Annotated in this window: 16 protein-coding genes; 1 reads left to right on the forward strand and 15 read right to left on the reverse strand. The window is 40.8% G+C overall.

Annotation, left to right across the window (positions count from 1 at the left end):
• Positions 1 to 3 precede the first annotated feature (3 nt).
• The 11 genes from hslV to rnhB all read right to left on the reverse strand — a co-directional run bounded on the left by hslV (position 4) and on the right by rnhB (position 10,132).
• A complete protein-coding gene (gene hslV, locus FPV17_RS12630) occupies positions 4 to 543 on the reverse strand; it encodes an ATP-dependent protease subunit HslV (protein ID WP_035396960.1) in 540 nt (179 codons plus the stop codon).
• A gap of 23 nt (positions 544 to 566) precedes the next feature.
• Complete coding sequence (xerC, locus tag FPV17_RS12635; protein WP_144559176.1) at positions 567 to 1,472, reverse strand: tyrosine recombinase XerC; 906 nt, start codon at positions 1,470 to 1,472, stop codon at positions 567 to 569.
• A 62-nt stretch (positions 1,473 to 1,534) separates the two neighbouring features.
• Entirely contained in the window at positions 1,535 to 2,845 is a 1,311-nt protein-coding gene (gene trmFO / locus FPV17_RS12640; protein ID WP_144559177.1) for an FADH(2)-oxidizing methylenetetrahydrofolate--tRNA-(uracil(54)-C(5))-methyltransferase TrmFO, read from the reverse strand.
• Positions 2,793 to 3,011, reverse strand: coding sequence for a hypothetical protein (locus FPV17_RS21990; protein ID WP_148297334.1), 219 nt, complete (start codon positions 3,009 to 3,011; stop codon positions 2,793 to 2,795). The genes trmFO and FPV17_RS21990 overlap by 53 nt, the downstream gene beginning before the upstream one ends.
• A 64-nt stretch (positions 3,012 to 3,075) precedes the next feature.
• On the reverse strand, positions 3,076 to 5,148 hold the full coding sequence (topA, locus tag FPV17_RS12645; protein ID WP_035396956.1) for a type I DNA topoisomerase: 2,073 nt from the start codon (positions 5,146 to 5,148) through the stop codon (positions 3,076 to 3,078).
• 98 nt (positions 5,149 to 5,246) lie between these two features.
• The gene (gene dprA, locus FPV17_RS12650) at positions 5,247 to 5,945 is read right to left on the reverse strand and encodes a DNA-processing protein DprA (protein ID WP_144559178.1); all 699 of its coding nucleotides are present in this window, start codon (positions 5,943 to 5,945) and stop codon (positions 5,247 to 5,249) included.
• Positions 5,946 to 6,225: 280 nt separating this feature from the next.
• On the reverse strand, positions 6,226 to 7,128 hold the full coding sequence (gene sucD / locus FPV17_RS12655; RefSeq protein ID WP_035396954.1) for a succinate--CoA ligase subunit alpha: 903 nt from the start codon (positions 7,126 to 7,128) through the stop codon (positions 6,226 to 6,228).
• An 18-nt stretch (positions 7,129 to 7,146) separates the two neighbouring features.
• Positions 7,147 to 8,307, reverse strand: a complete 1,161-nt coding sequence (gene sucC / locus FPV17_RS12660) for an ADP-forming succinate--CoA ligase subunit beta (RefSeq protein WP_035396951.1) — start codon at positions 8,305 to 8,307, stop codon at positions 7,147 to 7,149.
• Between the two features lie 136 nt (positions 8,308 to 8,443).
• A complete protein-coding gene (locus tag FPV17_RS21995) occupies positions 8,444 to 8,611 on the reverse strand; it encodes a hypothetical protein (protein ID WP_158332032.1) in 168 nt (55 codons plus the stop codon).
• Positions 8,612 to 8,671: 60 nt separating this feature from the next.
• Positions 8,672 to 9,346 (reverse strand): hypothetical protein, encoded by a 675-nt coding sequence (locus FPV17_RS12665; protein ID WP_144559179.1) that lies wholly within the window; start codon positions 9,344 to 9,346, stop codon positions 8,672 to 8,674.
• Positions 9,347 to 10,132 (reverse strand): ribonuclease HII, encoded by a 786-nt coding sequence (rnhB, locus tag FPV17_RS12670; protein WP_144559180.1) that lies wholly within the window; start codon positions 10,130 to 10,132, stop codon positions 9,347 to 9,349.
• Between the two features lie 76 nt (positions 10,133 to 10,208).
• Here rnhB and FPV17_RS12675 point away from each other — a divergent pair, with 76 nt between their 5' ends.
• Entirely contained in the window at positions 10,209 to 10,964 is a 756-nt protein-coding gene (locus FPV17_RS12675; RefSeq protein ID WP_144559181.1) for a sulfite exporter TauE/SafE family protein, read from the forward strand.
• Positions 10,965 to 11,024: 60 nt separating this feature from the next.
• On the opposite strand, the gene ylqF is transcribed toward FPV17_RS12675, so the two are convergent.
• From ylqF to FPV17_RS12695, 4 genes are all read right to left on the reverse strand, one after another.
• Complete coding sequence (gene ylqF, locus FPV17_RS12680) at positions 11,025 to 11,888, reverse strand: ribosome biogenesis GTPase YlqF (protein ID WP_144559182.1); 864 nt, start codon at positions 11,886 to 11,888, stop codon at positions 11,025 to 11,027.
• Between the two features lie 15 nt (positions 11,889 to 11,903).
• Positions 11,904 to 12,455 (reverse strand): signal peptidase I, encoded by a 552-nt coding sequence (lepB, locus tag FPV17_RS12685; RefSeq protein ID WP_035396941.1) that lies wholly within the window; start codon positions 12,453 to 12,455, stop codon positions 11,904 to 11,906.
• 226 nt (positions 12,456 to 12,681) lie between these two features.
• Complete coding sequence (gene rplS, locus FPV17_RS12690; RefSeq protein ID WP_035396938.1) at positions 12,682 to 13,029, reverse strand: 50S ribosomal protein L19; 348 nt, start codon at positions 13,027 to 13,029, stop codon at positions 12,682 to 12,684.
• Positions 13,030 to 13,160: 131 nt separating this feature from the next.
• Positions 13,161 to 14,990 (reverse strand): arginine--tRNA ligase, encoded by a 1,830-nt coding sequence (locus FPV17_RS12695; protein ID WP_144559183.1) that lies wholly within the window; start codon positions 14,988 to 14,990, stop codon positions 13,161 to 13,163.
• Between the last annotated feature and the right edge of the window lie 7 nt (positions 14,991 to 14,997).

Consider the following 14,997-nt stretch of genomic DNA (forward strand, 5'->3'; position numbering starts at 1 on the left):
GATTTAAAGCTCTTCAACAATAATTTGATCATTGGTATACACACAAATTTCCGCCGCTGTCTTTAATGCTGCTTCTGCAATTTCTTTTGCCGATAGTTGCGGAGCAAACGTCTTTAAAGCCCGTCCCGCACTTAAAGCATAGTTTCCACCGGAACCAATTGCTAGAATACCATCATCTGGTTGAATCACTTCTCCAGTTCCAGAAACTAGCAGAAGATCGCTTTTATCCATTACGATTAGCATTGCTTCAAGCTTTCTAAGAACTCGATCACTTCGCCATTCTTTTGCAAGCTCTACAGAAGCACGCTGCAAATTACCGTTGTACTCTTCAAGCTTTGCTTCAAACTTTTCAAACAATGTAAATGCGTCTGCAACAGAACCAGCAAAACCTGCAATCACGTTGCCCTTAAAAAGTTTTCTCACTTTTCGGGCAGTATGCTTCATAACAACAGCATTCCCAAGCGTCACTTGACCATCGCCAGACATCGCAAATTGCCCTTTATGAGAAACAGCAAAAATCGTTGTTGCGTGAAAAGATTCCATTGTTAAGCGCTCCTTTTTTCGCACTAGGCTCTCGGATGAGCATTTTTATAGACTGTATACAAACGCTCTTTACTTACATGCGTGTATATTTGTGTGGTTTTTAACGACTGATGACCCAACAACTCTTGTACGGTTCGTAAGTCCGCCCCGCCATTTAACAAGTGTGTAGCAAAGGAATGCCGAATCGCATGGGGACTTATTTTTTTTTGTACAGCTGTTTGTTGAATCTTTTTTTCCACAATCTTCCGAATGCTTCGATCACTTAATTGGTTCCCTCTATTATTAAGAAACAACGCGGTTGATTGCACGCCTTCTTTTAACAATTTCGGTCTCGCTTCTTGTAAATAATCATGCAAAGCCGCTTCAGCTTTTTTTCCAAAAGGAACATAGCGCTCACGCCGGCCTTTCCCGAACACTCGAACCGTTCCGCTTTGCCAATGAACTTGTTCAAGGTGTAACAAACTACATTCTGACACGCGAATGCCCGTAGCATAGAGCAATTCGATAATTGCTTTATCACGCCTATCATAAGGAGTATTTGTTGGTAGCAACCCTAACCAATGATCCATTTCCTCTTCGTATAAGAAGCGAGGTAGCTTCTTATCCTGTTTAGGAGAATACGCATGTAAAAAAGGATTGATCGTAAGAAATTCTTCTCTTTCTAAAAATTTCCCGAAGCTACGCAACGATGATAGTTTGCGGGCAATCGTACGTTTTGAATAGCCTTCATCAACAAGGTGACTAACGAAATAACGAACATCTTGATGAACAAGTTCTTCTAGATGTTTAGTCGTATGTGTAGACAAATAGGTAAATAACTGTTCAATATCTTTCGAATAGTGAGTAACTGTCCATGCAGAACAATTTTTTTCTACTTCTAAATATCGAACAAACCAACTCAGCCATTGCGCTTCCTTGGACTCCACCACTTTGTCCTCCTTCTTAGAACTTATAAATTTTAACACATTTGCAGATCAAGAGGCAACAAAAGTCACATATCTTTCATAAAATTCTGAATTGACCCTAATGCTCGTTGAGCTAACGCTTCGTAACGTTCTTTTTTGTCTTTTATCCGAACATTCATCGGTGGAACAAGACCAAAGTTCGCATTCATCGGTTGAAAGTTGTCCGGGTTCGCTGTTGTAATGTACGCAGCCATACTACCAATCATCGTTTCCTCCGGGAAAGGAACTAGTTTTTCGCCAACACTTTGCTTGTACGCATTAATACCAGCCGTTAAACCTGCAGCAGCTGATTCTACATACCCTTCAACACCTGTAATTTGACCAGCGAAGAACAAATCGTCACGCATATGAGTTTGATAAGTCGGACGCAACAGCTTTGGCGAATTCAAAAATGTATTACGATGCATCACGCCATAGCGAACAATATCTGCATTTTCTAGACCTGGAATCATTCGAATGACTTCTTTTTGCGGTCCCCACTTCAAATGAGTTTGAAATCCAACCATATTATAAAGAGTACCAGATGTATTATCTTGTCTTAGTTGAACGACTGCATAAGGTCGCTTCCCTGTTTTCGGATCATCTAAACCTACTGGCTTTAATGGACCAAAGAGCATCGTTTTCCTTCCTCTTCCAGCCATTACTTCAATCGGCATACAACCTTCAAAGAAAATTTCTTTTTCGAACTCTTTTAACGGTACGGTTTCTGCCGCAATAAGCGCTTCATAAAATCGGTCAAACTCTTCTTCGGTCATTGGACAATTCAAGTAAGCAGCTTCACCTTTATCATAACGGCTTTTTAAATACACTTTGTCTCGGTCAATTGTTTCAGCATCGATAATAGGTGCAGCCGCATCATAGAAATAAAGTGATTCTTCCCCTGTTAGGGATTGTAGTTGCTCAGATAATGCTTTAGATGTTAAAGGGCCAGTTGCAATGATAGTTGGTCCATCTGGAATTGTTGTTAACTCTTCATTAACAACGGTTACATTTGGGTGCTCCTTGACATAGTTTGTTACTTTCGCTGCAAAATCATGACGATCAACAGCTAGCGCTCCACCAGCAGGAACAGCAGCTTCATCAGCAGCTTTAATAATAACTGAATCCAATTGACGCATTTCTTCTTTTAAAACACCGACGGCATTTGCAAGCGAATTCCCTCTTAACGAATTGCTACATACGAGCTCTGCGAATTTATCGGTATGATGCGCAGGCGTTTGCTTTACAGGTCTCATTTCGTACAACCTTACTTTACCACCACGTTGAGCAATTTGCCACGCCGCTTCACTCCCTGCCAGACCAGCGCCAACTACGTGTATTTCTTTTCGCTCTGTCATGTTCATTCCCCTTTAATTCAATAACTAGTGAACGTTCTTTACAGTATGTACGTTCTATTTTCCATCTTCTCTCTTCGGCTGTGCCTGTATAGATGAACCGGCATTCGTTCATAGAAACGCCTCCACTCTTCGGCAGAGTGAAGGCTTCTTTTGTGATCGTACTCATATCATAGTCTCTTTAGTCATTAATTTCAACTAATAGCTACTATAAAACGATGAATTTCGACATTTTACTGTTTTTCTTCCTCATAATCACATGAAGTACATGCGACGAATACACCTTTTTTCGATTTCTTTTCAACTAAAAGGTTTTCACACTTCGGACAAGGACGGGCAATTGGCTTATCCCATGACACAAATTCACACTCTGGATAGCGATCACACCCATAAAAAATGCGGCGTTTTTTACTTTTTCGTTCGACAATATTGCCTTCCTTACATGTCGGACATTTTACACCGATGTCTTTTACAATGGCTTTCGTGTTTCGGCAATCAGGAAAATTAGAACAAGCCATAAATTTACCATAGCGCCCCATTTTATAAACCATTTCATGGCCACACTTCTCGCAATCTTCCCCTGCTGGCTCGTCTTTAATTTCAACTTCTTCCATTTCTTCTTCTGCTACTTCGAGTCGCTTCTCAAAGCTTTTATAAAATTGATCGATAATCTCAATCCAATTATCTCGTCCGTCTTCAATACTATCCAGATCTTCTTCCATTTTCGCCGTAAATTCAACATCCAAAATCTCTGGGAAAAACTCAACGATTAAATCTAATACAATTTCCCCTAACTCCGTTGGTACAAAGCGCTTTTCATCAAGTGCAACGTAGCCTCGACGCTGGATGGTATCAAGGGTAGGTGCATACGTTGATGGGCGTCCAATACCAAGTTCTTCTAACGTTTTTACGAGTCGTGCTTCCGTATAACGCGGAGGTGGCTGGGTAAAGTGTTGATTTGGATTAAGCTCTTGTTTTTCAACGATTTCACTTTCTTGCAAGTCAGGAAGAAGACGATCTTCTTCTTTTTTGTTATCGTCATTTCCTTCAATATACACTTTCATGAAACCTGGAAATTTTAGCTTTGAGCCGTTTGCACGAAAAATAACACCATTATTTTCTAAATCTACGGTCATTGTATCCATTACAGCAGGTGCCATTTCACTTGCAACAAGGCGTTCCCATACTAAGCGATATAAGCGTAACTGATCTCGAGACAAATATTCCTTCATTTGCTTAGGCTCATACATCACAGACGTTGGGCGAATCGCTTCGTGCGCATCCTGGGTTTTCTTATCTTGCTTTTGCTTTTGCACTTCTTTTTTCGTATACTCTTCGCCATAATTTTTCTGAATGTACTCAAACGTCTCTTGTTTTGCAGTATCAGAAATTCTTGTAGAGTCTGTTCGCATATAGGTAATGAGACCAACCGTTCCTTGCTTTCCTAAATCAATCCCTTCATAAAGCTGCTGGGCAATAAGCATGGTTTTCTTTGCTCTAAAATTCAGCTTACGAGCAGCTTCTTGCTGTAAGGAAGAGGTTGTAAACGGTGCAACAGGATTTCGTTTGCGCTCACGTTTTTTCACTTCAGCGATACGAAAATTGGCTCCACTCAATGTGCCGAGAACATGATTAACGTCTTCTTCGGTAGAAAGTGTCTCTTTGTTTCCGTTTATACTGTGGAATCGGGCTTCAAATTGTTCTTGCCCATAAGAAAATTGTCCTTGAATACTCCAATACTCTTCTGGCACAAAAGATTGAATTTCTTTTTCTCGGTCTGTTATTAATTTGACAGCGACAGATTGAACACGTCCTGCGCTTAGTCCTTTTTTTACTTTCTTCCATAATAACGGTGAAATGTTATAACCCACTAGTCGGTCAAGAATACGTCTTGCTTGTTGTGCATCAACGAGATCCATATTAATCGGTCTCGGCTGTTTAAAAGCATCTTTAATAGCATTTTTCGTAATCTCATTAAAAACAACACGACAGTCTGAGTGCTCATCAATATTAAGACTATGGGCTAAATGCCACGCAATTGCTTCCCCTTCACGATCCGGGTCAGCCGCAAGATAAATGCGCTTCGCTTTTTTTGCTGCAGTCTTTAATTCTTTTAACACTGGTCCTTTACCACGTATTGTAATATACCGAGGCTCATAATTTTCTTCTACACTAACGCCCATTTGGCTTTTAGGCAAATCTCTCACGTGACCCATAGAAGCTTTAACGACATACTTCTTACCTAAATACTTACCAATGGTTTTGGCTTTAGCGGGAGATTCCACGATTACTAAATAATCGGACATGTAAAGCAGCTCCCTCATCTTAGTTTCTCTATTTATGAATTAAATCTTCCTCATTATTAAACAGACTTTCCCCGTTTGTCAAACCGAACTTCACTTAATTAGGAAAATCGCTTTCGTTCGATGGAATTCGACATAAAGTTTGGCATGTATTCAAATAAAGCATTTTCATTGTATAGACAGTAAGCCCCCTGACTAATTAGCCAGTTCGTTCCTTCTGATTCTGGCGCAAAAATAGAACCCGGCACCGCAAATACTTCTCGACCTTGTTCCAGAGCTAGATCAGCTGTAATAAGGGAACCGCTTTTTCGCTTTGCTTCTATAATAATAGTGGCATAGGACAAGCCACTAATGATTCGGTTTCGTGTTGGAAAGTGCCATTTTTGTGGCTTCACGTGGGGAGGGTATTCACTTACAACGAGCAATGATTGTGCAGAGGTATTTTGTAAAAATGTTTGATTTTCAGGTGGGTAGGGATGGGAAAAACCTGCAGCGGTAACTGCAATGGTACAGCCGCCTGTCTTAATGGCACTTAGGTGAGCTTCTGTATCTACTCCTCTAGCAAGACCACTTACAATCGCACTATTTGTTTCTACTAAGACAGTCGACAGTTTTTTGACTACTTGTTTACCGTAAAGCGTTGGAGTACGAGAACCAACAACGGCCACTTTTTTCATCGTTAATAGCTGTAGATTCCCTTTACAGTATAACAAAATAGGAGGATCATAAATGTGTGCGAGAAGAGAAGGATAATGTGGATCATTAATTGTAAGTGGATAGATATTGTGATGATGCAACATAGTGAGGTACTCGAAGGGATCAGATCGGTTAAGCCATTGCACGAGCTTTGTAGCAGCTAACTCGCTTATTAAAAGATTTTTCTTTATTTCATTTACCGAGGCGTTGTAAATGTTTTGAATGGTCGGATCCCATGCTACTAAACGCTTCCATACGTTTGTTTGGGAATAAAGAATGGCATGTACATGAACGATGCGAGCACAGCGATGATCGATGGCACTCAGTCCTTTCTAGAAATTTAGAGAAAACTCCTTGCATGTCTGCAAGGAGTTTCTTACCCTTTTAATGGGTAACACTTTTGTCGTAAATGTCATTTGCTTTCAAAGATTCAATGAGTGTTTCACCCATAACAGATGGAGTTGCGGCAACGCGAATTCCACACGCTTCCATTGTTTTAATCTTTTCTTCCGCTGTTCCTTTACCGCCAGAGATAATCGCACCAGCATGGCCCATACGTTTTCCTGGAGGAGCCGTTTGGCCACCAATAAAGCCAACAACAGGTTTCGTCATATTTGCTTTCACCCATTCAGCCGCTTCTTCTTCAGCTGTTCCACCAATTTCACCAATCATAATAACCGCATACGTATCAGGGTCATCGTTGAAGAGTGATAACACATCAATAAAGTCCGTTCCGTTTACCGGATCTCCACCAATACCAACAGCAGAAGACTGACCAATACCAGCTGTTGAAAGTTGGTGAACCGCTTCATACGTAAGTGTTCCTGAACGAGACACAACACCAATATGGCCTTTTTTATGAATATAGCCTGGCATAATACCAATTTTACATTCATCTGGCGTAATGACACCAGGACAGTTTGGACCAATTAATCTCGTTTTCTTCCCTTTCATATAGCGCTTTACATTGACCATATCAAGCACTGGAATACCTTCTGTAATACAGATTGCTAGATCAAGCTCAGCATCTGTTGCTTCCATAATGGCATCCGCTGCAAATGCAGGTGGTACGTAAATAACGGTTGCGTTCGCACCAGTCGCTTTTACCGCTTCTTCAACTGTATTAAAAACCGGAACTCCTTCAATTTCAGTGCCGCCTTTACCAGGAGTAACACCACCAACTACATTCGTACCATACTCAAGCGCTTGCTTCGTATGAAACAAACCAGTAGCGCCAGTAATACCTTGAACAATCACTTTCGTATCTTTATTAATTAAGATGCTCATTTGTCTAGCTCCACCCTTCTATTTCACTAAAGCTACAATTTTTTGTGCGCCATCGGCCATTGAATCAGCAGCTGTAATATTTAAGCCTGACTCTTTTAATAGTTGTTTTCCAAGCTCCACGTTCGTACCTTCTAAACGAACAACTAATGGAATCTCAAGTCCAACTTCTTTCGTAGCTGTAATGACGCCTTCAGCGATAATGTCACATTTCATAATTCCTCCGAAAATGTTCACAAAAATACCTTTTACATTTTCATCTGATAAAATGAGCTTAAATGCTTCAGTTACTTTTTCCGCTGTCGCACCGCCCCCAACGTCAAGGAAGTTCGCGGGATCACCATTGTAATGCTTGATGATATCCATTGTAGCCATAGCGAGACCAGCTCCATTAACCATGCAGCCGATATTTCCATCTAATGCAATATAATTTAAGTCATGTTTAGAAGCTTCAATCTCTTTTACATCTTCTTCTTCTAAATCACGTAATTCGACAATATCTTTATGACGATAAAGCGCATTGGAATCAAAATTGAATTTCGCATCAAGCGCCATTACTTTGCCATCTCCTGTTGTAACTAGAGGGTTAATTTCAGCAATGGATGCGTCTTTATCAACAAACACTTTGTATAGACCCATCATAAATTTAACCGCTTGACCAACAAGCTCTTTCGGTATGTTTATGTTAAATGCAACACGTCTTGCTTGAAATCCTTGTAAGCCGACAGCTGGATCAATCACTTCTTTAAAGATTTTTTCAGGTGTTGCTTCCGCTACCTCTTCAATCTCTGTTCCACCTTCTTCAGATGCCATAAGGACAACGCTTGATGTTGCACGGTCGACTACGAGTCCAATATAGTACTCATTTTTGATGTCGCAACCTTCTTCAACGAGTAAGCGCTTTACTTCTTTACCTGCTGGCCCAGTTTGGTGTGTAACAAGTGTTTTACCAAGAATCTCATCCGCATATGTACGAACGTCATCCAAATTTTTTGCGACTTTAACGCCACCTGCTTTTCCACGTCCGCCTGCATGAATTTGCGCTTTTACGACAGACACAGAAGAACCAAGTTCCTTTGCCGCTTCTACTGCTTCGTCAACAGAGAATGCTACTTTACCGTTTGGAACGGCAACTCCGTAAGAACGAAGAATTTCTTTACCCTGATACTCATGGATATTCATTCTCTCTCCAGCCTCCTGTTATATCATACACTCGACTCTCGTGTACGAGAATTTTCGTTACTAAGACGAAATCCTTTTTTATTTTAGCATTTTTTTTCATGCTTGTGGAGGGGTAAACGCTATCATTCCGACAATTTCATTTCTTTTCTTTATTATTTTTCTTTTTTTCGGTTTTTTTCTTGTCTTTGTCACCTTTTTCAAACAATTCCTTAAATCCCTTTGCCTGCTGCTCTTGCTGAACCTGAGGAAACATTTGGCCAAATTCCCCTGAAAATTCTTCTTCATGATTCCGTTTGTTCGACATACACACGCCTCCATTTTTCTTTTTAATATGGTCAAAATGAAGGCTTTTATGTACGTTGAACTAAATTCGAAAGTCCAATGACATTTTTTGAGTCATTTGCTTTTGCTTTAAAGCGACGTATGCAAACATACTCTTTTTAAAGTGATCTGACGACGTATCCCAATGATGGTTTTTCAAACACGTATAGGCGGCTTGAACAGTCGTTAATGATGGTTGAGTACGGAGCGCACCACCCTTTATCATGTCTGCACACTCTGGGAATTGATTTAGTTGTTGAGCAATCGTTTCCGGTGTTAACGCTTGCTGTTGGATCGTATGAATCCATAAAACGTGTTCATCTGTTAGAGATAAATTCCACTCCTTCACACATTGATTAACAATCGTTTTAAAGCTGGTTGAGGTCATGTTCAACTGTTTTTTTAAGGTGAATAGGTCGCGAATAAGGCTATGACTAATGGGACTTTGGCTAGTGTAATACACGTTTAATAACCACTCGTTTATACAGAAATATGCTGCTACAGCGGCTATCGTTGGCTTTGTTTGAAGAAGACGCAGCGTCAGAGCTGGGGCAGGCTTTGTTAGTTGAAACCAATAGCTTTTTCCTACTACTAACTCTGCATCCATATAGGCAATGAGCTGTTGATTCTGAATGCGAATTCTCGCTCTCTTTTTTTGTGGGTAAAGGGCAACGATTGTTCCAAAAACGAGTTGATTTGTTTTCCACACGATTGCCATCTATTGATCCTTCGGGTGAATACGCGACTTTCCCCGCTCAAGCACAGGTCTAAACGTACGACGATGTTCCCTTGTCATGCCGTACATTTCTAATGCGTCTAGATGCTGTTTCGTCCCGTAACCAGCATGTTGCTCAAATCCATACTCTGGATAAACGTGGGCTAGTTGTTCCATGTAGTCATCGCGCCATACTTTAGCGAGTACCGAACCCGCTGCAATGGATATACTTTTTGAATCACCCTTAATGAGGGAACGTTGGGAAGTGTCTATTGGAAGCTCAATCGCATCAAGTAATAAATAATCTGCTCCAACACGTAATTGTTGAATCGCTTGCACCATCGCTCGTTTTGTTGCAATCAAGATATTTGTTTCATCAATCTCTTTAGCAGACATGCTTACAATTTGATAATCCACCGCGTGCTCTTTTATGTATGCTGCATACTGCTCACGATTTTCTTTCGATAATTTCTTTGAATCCGTTAAACCGAGTAACTTAAAGTCTGTTGGTAAAATCACTGCAGCAGCTGTAACGGGTCCAGCCAATGGTCCTCTCCCTACTTCATCTACACCGCAAATGGCTTGGTACCCTTGTTGACGTAATTCAAGCTCATACATGCTCATTTCTTGATGCATTTGCTCAATAGAAGCCATTCTCATTTGGGCCGCATCGTATCGTTTCAGTAGTGCCTGTACACCTTTTCGATGATCTTCTCTTAGTCCATTCACTTGTTCGGTCGTTAATTCGTTGTTCGCCAATTGGCTTTTTATGGTTGTTATTGAAATCACGTTCTTCTTCTCCTTTTTTTCTTTTCATCTATGATATAGTAGGAATGCATGATTTATAGAGTAGGAGTTTATATGTATGGCATTATCAGAAGTCATTATTCTTATTGTTATCGGCTTTATAGCCGGAGTCATTAACACCGTTTCAGCAGGAGGTTCTTTATTAACATTACCATTACTACTTTTTATTGGGTTACCTGCAACAGAAGCAAACGCAACAAACCGAGTGGCGATCGTCGCTCAAAGCATCACGTCCATTATTACCTTTAAACGAAAGCAATCGCTTCAACTAAGAAAAAATGCAACGATCTATTTAACTTCGGCTGTTGGCGCTATTTTCGGTGCTTTTTCGGCTTTGTCGATTAGTGACCGTACATTCGTTTTTATTTTGGCTCTTACTATGGTCACATCCATTTTATTTTTAATTTGGAATCCCCTCAAAGCTGTAAATCGCTCTGTTACACTAACGCCCTTCATGTCGTTTTTAGGTGGTGCACTAACGATTGGAATTGGATTTTATAGTGGCTTCATTCAAGTCGGTGTCGGCTTTTATATTATGATTCTCGCTATCTTACTGTATAAAAGATCATTCGCTGAAGCAACGCTTATAAAAATCATTGTTGCTGGTGTATCTGTGTCACTCTCTCTTGTCATTTATGCAGCTAATGGACAAGTCAACTGGCTCGTAGGGGTTGTTCTCGCTTCTGGTAATATGGCCGGAGCGCTATTAGGTAGCCGTATCGTTTTAGGAAAACAAACAAAATGGATTCGTATCGTTCTTATCTGCACGATCTTGTTAATGGCTATTCGCCTACTGTTCGAACTGTACACTTAATCGTTTCTTACGCACAAAACCGAGAATGCGATAACGCCATTCTCGGTCTATACGGTTCACTTATTCAGGCGTTGGCACACGCTCTAACGTTATTCGTCCAATCGTGCCGCTTCTAAGCTCTCTTAATAGTAGTTCTGCCGTACGATCGTAATCAACAAGCCCTCCGCGCAACATACAACCTCGTTTACGACCAATCTCATCAAACAGACTACCCATATCTTCACCATCTATATCATCGTCAAGCTGATAGCGCTTTTTTATGAGTTCAGGATAAACGTCGAGACAATAGCGCAGAACGAACGCCGCCACGTCCCCATAATCAAGCAATTCATCTTTAATAGCGCCAGTCGCAGCTAAACGAAAACCAACTTCTTGGTCTTCAAATTTCGGCCATAATATTCCTGGGGTATCAAGTAGATCTAAACTTGTGCCTACTTTAATCCATTGCTGTTGCTTCGTAATTCCAGGTCGATCGCCTACTTTTGCTTGCCGTTTATTGACGAGGCGATTGATAAACGTCGACTTTCCAACATTAGGAATACCCAGAATGACCGCTCGAAGCGCCCTAGGCTTCATTCCTTTTGATTCCCATTTTCTATATAAATCTTTTGCTAGTGCTTGGCACGCTGGTACAATCTTTTTGACTCCTTGACCGGTTTGGGAGTTTACTTCAACGACTGCATGACCTTGCCGTTCAAAAAAATGCTTCCACTGTTCTGTTTGTTTCGGATCTGCTAAATCTGTTTTATTTAATAAAATAAGACGAGGCTTATGCTGGACAAGCTCATCAATGACAGGGTTTTGCGAAGACACTGGAATTCGTGCGTCTAAGAGCTCAATGACAACGTCGATCATCGACAGTTTCTCATTGATCTCTCGTCGTGCTTTCGCCATATGCCCTGGATACCATTGAATGGTTTTCATTTCTACACCTACTTACTATTCTACAATTGATATATTTTCAAAAGGGTAAAAGATGACATTTGCTTTTCCAATGACATCTTCTTTTGAAACGAGTCCGATGGCACGGCTATCTTTACTTAAGCGTCGATTATCTCCCATAACAAAATACGATTCTTCTGGAATGATGGTATTACCTGTAATCTCTTCCAACGTAAAATCACCTGTTAACAGTTGACCTTGTTGGACGCTTTTCTTTAAGCCTTCAAGATAGGGTTCTTCTACAGCCTCTCCGTTAATGAACAAAGTATCCTCTCGATAAACTAACTCATCACCTGGTACGCCAATTACTCGTTTAATATAATTTTTTCCTTCAGGGGCATGAAACACAATGATATCAAACCGCTCTGGTTTTGAAAATGCATATTCAATTTGATTCACAATCATTTTGTCACCAGAATCAAGCGTTGGCTGCATCGAGTGACCGTCTACCACAATCGGCGCCAACAAAAACATGCGGACGAGAACAGTTGTAATTAAAGCAATGCTGAGGATCTTTGCCCACTCTACAAGATTTGCGCGACTTTTCATCTCGTGCCCTCCCTTCCTTCTATCATACCATGTTTTAATCCGTCAGGCATCGAATATTGAAAAGGGTTTTTCCTTTTATAAGCGTAGCAGACAGTCCCTTTATTTCTTCATGTCGTACGTTTCCCTGAGAAAATAGACGTCTCATTGGACGCAAAAAGAAGCGCCCCTCATATCGAGGAACGCCTCTTCTTTAGTGGTCATATAGACTACAACCACAGATGGTACATTAACGACGGATTTCTTTAATACGTGCTTTTTTACCACGTAGGCTACGTAGGTAATAAAGTTTCGCACGACGTACGCGTCCTTGACGCTTCACTTCGATCTTTTCGATCTTTGGTGAATGTAATGGGAATGTACGTTCAACACCTACACCGTAAGAGATTTTGCGTGCAATAAACGTTTCGCTGATACCAGATCCACGACGCTTAATGACAACACCTTCAAATAACTGAATACGCTCACGAGTACCCTCAACAACTTTTACGTGAATTGAAAGAGTATCCCCTGGACGAAAATCAGGATGATCAGTACGCAACTGCTCTGTAGTGATTTCTTTAATAAGGTTGCTCATCGTATCGTTCCCTCCTTCCCTACAGACATTCTTGCTTACTTAAGCAGCGGAATATCGTAATCTCGCTAATGAATGCTCATTAGTCACAACTATTATCATAGCATAAACCATTGCCTTAGACAACCAACCAATTAAATTCTTTCAAGCTTTGGTAGCCCTAAAATTGAAAAGACAACTTCTAATTGCTGCTTGACGAGCTCTGTTAGTTTTAACCGTCTCTTTTGCTCGTCAGGTGTCGCTTTAATAACAGGACAAAGCGCATAGAAACGATTGTATAAACTTGCTAATTCAAATGCAAATGTACAAAGCAAATTCGGCTCTAATTCACTAATCGAGCGTTCAAATGTACCATTCCAGCCAGACACATGTTTGAGAATCGCTCGTTCAGCGTCTTCCGCTTCGGCAAATGACCCTTCTGTTGAAGTTAAGTCGGCTGCTTGAGCTTTTTGCAAAATGCTATTTGCCCGTGCATACGTGTAAATTAAATAGATTCCTGTGTTACCTGTTACTTGTGTAGCCTCGTCTAAATCAAAAATAATATCCGATGTTGTGTTATAGCGCAACATATTGTAACGAATTGCGGCAAATGTCAGTGCTTGAATCGTTTGCTCATTTGCCTCTGGGCTTTGCACGCGTATGGCTTCTTTCATTTCCACAATTAACTCACTGATTTTGATGCCAATTCCTTTACGACCAGACATCGCATACACTTCTTTCCCTTCTACCGTTTCTAAACCAAGCTTAGATACCGTATTTTTACTAAGGGATACGACGCCGTAGGAAACGTGCTTTAATTGAGCAGCTTCCGTCTCGTAGCCAGCAGCGTGAAGGGCTTGCTTCACAACTTTCTGAGGATATTCTTGACGATAATCAATGACATTAATGACTGCGTTTCCTCGCCCAAACGGTTGTGGTTGCCCTACTGCACTGGTTGTCCAAAGAGTCTCTGTTTTTTGCTTGTACAAAAAGTCATTTTCTAGTAAACCAAATTTCCACATGTGGTAAGCAATATCTTTTGCCGTATACGTTAACACACCATTAGACCGGATCAATACTTTGTCTGCTTGATGTTCAGCAGACTCTTCATTTGCCTCTTGCTTATCATTCGTGCGAATGACCCAGCAGCCAGCTTGAGGACCGTGTTCTTGTTTAAAAAACACCTCAGTTGTTTTTAATTTTTCAAATGCCCGATCCCAGAATCCATTCGCAATGATGTCTCGCTCCCACACTAACAAATCGTAAGTAATATCAAACTGTCCCATTTCTTCGACGTGCTCGGCAGACAACTTATCTGCAACTGCGTAACCAAGCCAAGAGATACTGTTATTACCTTCTTCAAGCTTATGTAATACATTATCACGCTTATCTGTAGATAACTCACCTTTATCGTACATCTGATTTAAAGACGAATAAACATCCCAACAATAGTCACCAAAGCGGGTTGCCGGTTTATCAGACTCCGTATGAAGAAGTGCCGTAAGGGTATCTGCCAGCTGGTTACCGAGGTCATCGATGTAGTTATGCGTTTCCACTTCATGATGATCCTGTTTCATCATTCGTGCTAGCGTATCACCGATACATGCGTTTCGTAAATGGCCAATATGTGCTGATTTATTTGGATTAATGGATGTATGCTCAATGACAACTTTTTGTTTATCCACCTGTTTGTCCGTTGATGCAAAGAAAGCGACCTTATCCCAAGCTATAAAGAAGTTAATAAACCCCGGTCGAACAACATCTATTTGTTTAACCGGCAACTTTGTTTCTACAAGCTTCTCTTTTAGATCAAGCGCAATATCATATGGATTTTTCTTCGCAACCCGCGCAAGTTTCATCGCAATATTCGTTGCGTAGTCACCATGAGCAAGCTGTGCTGGCTGCTCAATTTCCACCTGCACATCGCAATCGTACGTTTTCACAATGTCTTTAATGGTTTGTTGAAGAATTTGGCCGATTTCCATTCTATTA

Source organism: Shouchella miscanthi, from assembly GCF_007725405.1.
Taxonomy (GTDB): domain Bacteria; phylum Bacillota; class Bacilli; order Bacillales; family Bacillaceae_D; genus Shouchella; species Shouchella hunanensis.